The 5,725-nt window shown below is 63.7% G+C and carries 5 protein-coding genes and 1 pseudogene; 4 read left to right on the forward strand and 2 right to left on the reverse strand.

Annotated features, from left to right (window positions below):
* Positions 1 to 392 (forward strand): type II toxin-antitoxin system RatA family toxin (locus tag EN935_RS19630; protein ID WP_164771210.1); only part of this gene is annotated, 392 nt, incomplete at its 5' end.
* On the opposite strand, the pseudogene EN935_RS19635 reads toward EN935_RS19630, so the two are convergent.
* Together EN935_RS19635 and EN935_RS19640 are read right to left on the reverse strand one after the other, a co-directional pair.
* Positions 368 to 876, reverse strand: a pseudogene (locus tag EN935_RS19635) (CinA family protein). The gene EN935_RS19630 and the pseudogene EN935_RS19635 sit on opposite strands and share 25 nt — an antisense overlap.
* The gene (locus EN935_RS19640; protein ID WP_126069168.1) at positions 873 to 2,102 is read right to left on the reverse strand and encodes a bifunctional 2-C-methyl-D-erythritol 4-phosphate cytidylyltransferase/2-C-methyl-D-erythritol 2,4-cyclodiphosphate synthase; all 1,230 of its coding nucleotides are present in this window, start codon (positions 2,100 to 2,102) and stop codon (positions 873 to 875) included. The pseudogene EN935_RS19635 and the gene EN935_RS19640 overlap by 4 nt, the downstream one beginning before the upstream one ends.
* 244 nt (positions 2,103 to 2,346) lie before the next feature.
* On the opposite strand from EN935_RS19640, the gene dusB reads away from it, so the two are divergent.
* From dusB to ntrC, 3 genes are all read left to right on the forward strand, one after another.
* Entirely contained in the window at positions 2,347 to 3,375 is a 1,029-nt protein-coding gene (dusB, locus tag EN935_RS19645) for a tRNA dihydrouridine synthase DusB (RefSeq protein ID WP_127265216.1), read from the forward strand.
* Positions 3,372 to 4,514 carry a nitrogen regulation protein NR(II) gene (locus EN935_RS19650; protein ID WP_127373542.1) on the forward strand — a complete coding sequence of 381 codons (1,143 nt, stop codon included), beginning with the start codon at positions 3,372 to 3,374 and terminating at the stop codon, positions 4,512 to 4,514. The genes dusB and EN935_RS19650 overlap by 4 nt, the downstream gene beginning before the upstream one ends.
* Positions 4,511 to 5,725 (forward strand): nitrogen regulation protein NR(I) (gene ntrC / locus EN935_RS19655; RefSeq protein ID WP_127373543.1); only part of this gene is annotated, 1,215 nt, incomplete at its 3' end. The genes EN935_RS19650 and ntrC, both read left to right, overlap by 4 nt.

A 5,725-nucleotide genomic window follows, 5' to 3' on the forward strand; every position in this document is an offset into this window, starting at 1 on the left:
ATGTCGAATCTTATCCGCAATTCCTGCCGCTTTGCGAGGCGCTGACGGTTCGCTCGCGCAAGGAGCGCGACGGACGCACAGTTCTCCTCGCCGACATGAGCATCGGCTACAAGGCGATCCGGGAAACCTTCACGACGCAGGTGCTGCTGAAGCCGGACGAGAACACCATCGACGTGAAGTACATCGACGGCCCATTCAAATATCTGAGCAATGTCTGGCGTTTCGAACCGGACGGCGCCGGCTGCGCCGTCCGCTTCTTCATCGACTATGAGTTCAAGAGCCGTATTCTCGGCGCGGTGATGGGAACCATGTTCGACCGCGCCTTCCGCATGTTCGCCGAGGCTTTCGAGAAGCGTGCCGAAGTCATCTACGGTGCGGCGTCCTCGGCCTGAGGCTGGCCAAGCGCGCGCAGACCCAACTCCAACGCGTGCCGTACCGTTTCCCGGCGGATGAAGTCGCGACCCTTGTCGGCAAACAATCTGTGTTCGGCGGTCACGCTCTGGCCGTCCAGGCTGACGCCGAACCAGACCAGACCGACCGGTTTTCCGTGGAACCGCCGCCCGGCCCGGCAATGCCGGTGACCGCCAGGGTCAGTCCCGCGCGCGAACGCGCAAGCGCGCCTGTTGCCATTTCGATCGCCGTCTGGCGCGAAACCGCGCCGTGCGCCTCGAGCGTGGCGGCGGAAACACCGAGCATGTCCACCTTGGCTTCGTTGGAATAGGTGATGAAGCCGCGATCGACCACAGCGGAGGAACCGGCGATGTCGGTCAGCGCGGCGATGATCATACCGCCGGTGCAGCTTTCCGCCGTCGCCAGCATGACGCCGCGCTTCTGGCAGGCTTGCAGCAGGGCATTTGCCAGCTCGTTGTTGCTCATTCCGGCACCTCGCCGGGAAAGACCACGCTGGCGGTGGCGATCGCCGCAATGCCTTCCTCGCGCCCGACAAAGCCGAGCTTCTCATTGGTTGTCGCCTTGATCGAGATGCGGTCCGGTGAAATTGCCAGCATCTGCGAAAGGGCTGCGGTCATCGCCTCGCGATGCGGGCCGACGCGCGGCGCCTCGCAGATCAGCGTGATATCGGCATTGGCGATCCGTCCGCCGCGCTCGCGCACCAGCCTTGCCGCATGCTCGACGAAGATCCGGGAAGCAGCGCCTTTCCACTGCGGGTCGGACGGCGGAAAATGCGTGCCGATGTCGCCGGCGCCGCAAGTCGCCAGCAGCGCATCGGTCAGGGCGTGCAGGCCGACATCGGCGTCGGAATGGCCGGACAGTTTCTTGTCATGCGCAATGGCGACGCCACACAGGGTGACATGGTCGCCGGGTTCGAAGGCGTGGACGTCGTAGCCATTGCCGGTACGGATGTCGGGGAAGCGAACACGTTCGCCGGAAAGCCGCTGGTCCGCCATCGCAATATCCCGTGCCCAGGTGAGTTTGATATTGTCCGGCGAGCCCGGAACGATCTTTACCGGAATATGCGCCCATTCGGCGATCGCCGCGTCATCGGTAAAATCCATTTTTCCCAGATGATGGGCTTTCTCATGCGCGGCAAGGATAGGCCAGAATGGAAAGCCCTGTGGCGTTTGCGCCGCGTGGAGCCCGCTGCGCGAAACGGTTTCGCCAACCACGCCAGAGGCCGACTCGCGCTTCAGCGTGTCGGCGACGGGCAAAGCGGGCAACGCGCCCTCGCGCTCGCCGATTGCGGCGATGGTGCGGTCGATCAACTCCGCATCGACGAACGGACGCACGGCGTCGTGGATCAGAACCTGCGCCGGAGCGTGGCCTCTCAGCGCAAGCAATCCGAGCCGGACAGACTCTTGCCTGGTCGCCCCACCCATGACAGCGGTGACGCGCTCGGCATTGGCGCCCGCCGCCTGCCGGAACAGCTCGTGGTCGTCGGCATGGATGGCGACGACAATCTCGCTGGTCCGCGGGTGGGCAAGAAAAATTTCCAGCGTGTGCGCGATGACGGCAAAGCCGCCAATGTGTTGATATTGCTTCGGCCCGTTGGCCTGTCCGGCGCGCGCGCCACGGCCGGCCGCAACGATCACCACCGCGACCTTGCCATCCGCACTCGAAACGTGATTTTCACTTGCGTCAGTCATTGCAGATTGGTCCTAGCGCACGATCCCGAAAAGTGTAATCGGTTTTCGGAAAGATCATGCGCTAACTATGAAATTCCAAAGCGTCCTTAGCGCGTCCTGAAGGACGCGCGGCGCTTTGGTCACAGCCAATCCCGAAGGCCAGCATTTTCCCAATTGCGCCTTAATGTGGCGTCATTCCGCGTTGCACATTGCGGCGGTTCTGGCTAGAGAATGTGCAACGAATGAACATGCTTGGTTTTTGTGCATGGTTAACTTGACCAAATTGGCCGCGCCGCTCGATGTCGGTGGTGTGAGAATCCGCAATCGCGTGTTCCTCGCACCGATGTCGGGAATTACCGACGAGCCGTTCCGGCAGCGCGCCCACGCGCACGGCGCGGGCCTGGTCGTGTCCGAAATGGTGGCCAGCGGCGAGCTTGCCAAGGGCAGGGCCGGTTTCAACCTGCGCATACGCCACTCCGGCCTGCCGGTCCATATGGTCCAGCTTGCCGGCCGCGAGGCGGCGCACATGGCCGAAGGCGCGCGTATAGCCGCCGGCGAGGGCGCCGACATCATCGACATCAACATGGGCTGCCCGGCCAAGAAGGTCACTGGTGGCTATGCCGGCTCGGCATTGATGCTGGATCTCGACCATGCACTGTCGCTGATCGACGCCGTTGTCGGCGCGGTCGAGGTGCCGGTGACGGTCAAGATGCGGCTGGGCTGGGACGAAGGCGCGCTCAACGCGCCGATGCTGGCGCGCCGCGCCGAACAGGCCGGCGTCAGGATGGTGACCGTGCACGGCCGCACGCGTTGCCAGTTCTATCAAGGCAAGGCCGACTGGCGCGCCATCGCCCGCGTCAAGGAAGCCGTGTCCATCCCGGTCGTCGCCAACGGCGACGTGTCTTCGCCAGCAGAAGCGGCTGCTATCCTCGATCAGTCGGGTGCAGACGCTGTGATGATCGGCCGTGCCCACTATGGTGCACCGTGGATCGCAGGCAGCAGTGCGGCGGCAGCGGCGGGCGAGACTGCGACCAACGTCCCGCAAAACCCGATGGCACTGGCCGACTATGTCGTCTCCCACTATGAGGACATGCTCGCGCTCTACGGTGTCGAGAGCGGTCTGCGCCAGGCGCGCAAGCACCTCGGCTGGTATCTCGATCGTCATGCCGGCGGTGTCGCAGACGACAGCCGAAAGGCCATACTGACCGCATTCGAGCCCGCACGCGTCATCGCCTTGCTGCGCGATGTGTTTTCGCGCGATCCGCAACCTTTGAACCTGCGGAGCGCCGCATGAACGCCGCCGCTGGCCAGGGCGCTGAAATGGCGGATGCCGCCCAGATCGTGCTCAACACCATCCGCCGCCCGGTGATCATGATCAGCGAGCAAGGGTTCATCACCTACGCCAACGCCGACGCGGAAGACTTCTTTCGCTCGAGCGCGACGATGCTGGCGCGCAACACGCTGTCCAAGCTCATTCCCTTCGGCAGCCCGCTGCTGACGCTGGTCGATCAGGTGCGCGAGCGTCGGGCCCCGGTCAACGAGTACCGCGTCGACGTGTCGTCGCCGCGCCTGGGCATCGAGAAGGTCGTCGATCTCTACGTCGCCCCGGTGCCGGAATATCCGGGCTCCGTCGTGGTGATGTTCCAGGAACGGTCGATGGCCGACAAGATCGACCGGCAGATGACGCATCGCGGTGCGGCACGCTCGGTCACCGGCCTGGCGGCGATGCTTGCCCATGAGATCAAGAACCCGCTCTCCGGCATCCGGGGTGCCGCCCAGCTGCTCGAACTGTCGGCTTCCGACGAGGATCGCGCGCTGACGCGGCTGATCACCGACGAGACGGACCGCATCGTATCGCTGGTCGACCGCATGGAGGTGTTTTCCGACGAGCGGCCGATCGATCGCTATCCCGTCAACATCCATGTCGTGCTCGACCATGTGAAGGCCATCGCCAAAAACGGTTTTGCAAAGAGAATCAAGATAATGGAGGATTATGATCCTTCATTGCCTCCGGTGTTTGCCAACCGTGACCAGCTCATCCAGGTGTTCCTCAACCTGGTCAAGAACGCCGCCGAGGCAATCGGCAGCGACCCACAGGGCGAGATCGTGCTGTCGACCGCCTTCCGGCCCGGCATCCGCGTTTCCGTGCCGGGTACACAGGATCGCGTATCGCTGCCGCTGGAATTCTGCGTGCGCGACAATGGCTCCGGCGTCTCGGAAGATATTTTGCCGATCCTGTTCGATCCGTTCATCACCACCAAGCCGAACGGCTCCGGGTTGGGTCTTGCGTTGGTCGCCAAGATCGTTGGCGAGCATGGCGGCATCATCGAATGCGAATCGACGCCGCGTGGGACCACATTCCGCATCCTGATGCCGGCCTGGAAAGAAGCACCATACTGCGCCGATGAAGACGGTGAAGGAGACCGCAAATGACTGTTCGCGGCAATATTCTCGTCGCCGACGACGATGCGGCGATCCGCACCGTTCTCAACCAAGCGCTTTCGCGCGTCGGTCACGAGGTGCGCGTCACCTCCAACGCTTCGACGCTGTGGCGCTGGGTGGCGGCGGGCGAGGGCGATCTGGTCATCACCGATGTGGTGATGCCGGACGAAAACGCCTTCGACATGCTGCCGCGCATCAAGAAGGCGCGGCCTGAACTGCCGGTCATCGTCATGAGCGCCCAGAACACCTTCATGACGGCGATCCGCGCATCCGAAACCGGCGCCTATGAATATCTGCCGAAGCCGTTCGACCTGACCGAACTGCTCAGCATCGTCAACCGGGCGCTTTCCGAGCCGCGGCGGCCGAAGATCGATGCGCGGCCGGAAGAGCAGCCCGACGCAATGCCGCTGGTCGGCCGCTCGGCCGCCATGCAGGACATCTACCGCATGCTGGCGCGCATGATGCAGACCGACCTGACGGTGATGATCTCGGGCGAATCCGGCACCGGCAAGGAGCTGGTGGCGCGCGCTTTGCATGAATATGGCCGCCGTCGCGGCGGCCCGTTCGTTGCCATCAACATGGCGGCGATCCCGCGCGATCTGATCGAATCGGAACTGTTCGGCCACGAGAAGGGCGCCTTCACCGGCGCGCAGAATCGCTCGACAGGGCGTTTCGAACAGGCCGAAGGCGGTACATTGTTCCTCGACGAGATCGGCGACATGCCGATGGAGGCGCAGACGCGCCTGTTACGTGTGTTGCAGCAGGGCGAATACACCACGGTTGGCGGACGAACGCCGATCAAGACCGATGTGCGCATCGTCGCCGCCACCAACAAGGATCTGCGCACGCTGATCAACCAGGGGCTCTTCCGCGAGGATCTGTTCTATCGCCTCAACGTCGTGCCGCTCAGGTTGCCCGCGCTGCGCGAGCGCTCCGAGGACGTGCCGGACCTCGTCCGCCACTTCTTCAAACTCGGCGAGATGGAAGGCCTGCAGACCAAACGCATCTCGCCCGGCGGCATCGAACTGATGAAGCGCTATCCATGGCCGGGCAATGTGCGCGAACTGGAAAACCTCGTCCGCAGGCTCGCCGCACTCTATTCGCAGGACGAGATTTCCGCCGAGATCATCGAGGCCGAGCTCAAAACCGGCGAACGCCCGGTGGTGCCGGGCGGCGGCAATCTCATTCCCGACGACCTGTCG

The sequence above is a fragment of the Mesorhizobium sp. M7D.F.Ca.US.004.03.1.1 genome (genome assembly GCF_003998635.1).
In the GTDB taxonomy this organism is placed as follows: Bacteria; Pseudomonadota; Alphaproteobacteria; order Rhizobiales; family Rhizobiaceae; genus Mesorhizobium; species Mesorhizobium loti.

Excerpts from the sequence above, each read along its gene's own strand:
- EN935_RS19640 (WP_126069168.1), bottom strand. The coding sequence starts at position 2,102 with ATGACTGACGCAAGTGAAAATCACGTTTCGAGTGCGGATGGCAAGGTC.
- dusB (WP_127265216.1), top strand. The coding sequence starts at position 2,347 with ATGGTTAACTTGACCAAATTGGCCGCGCCGCTCGATGTCGGTGGTGTG.
- EN935_RS19650 (WP_127373542.1), top strand. The coding sequence starts at position 3,372 with ATGAACGCCGCCGCTGGCCAGGGCGCTGAAATGGCGGATGCCGCCCAG.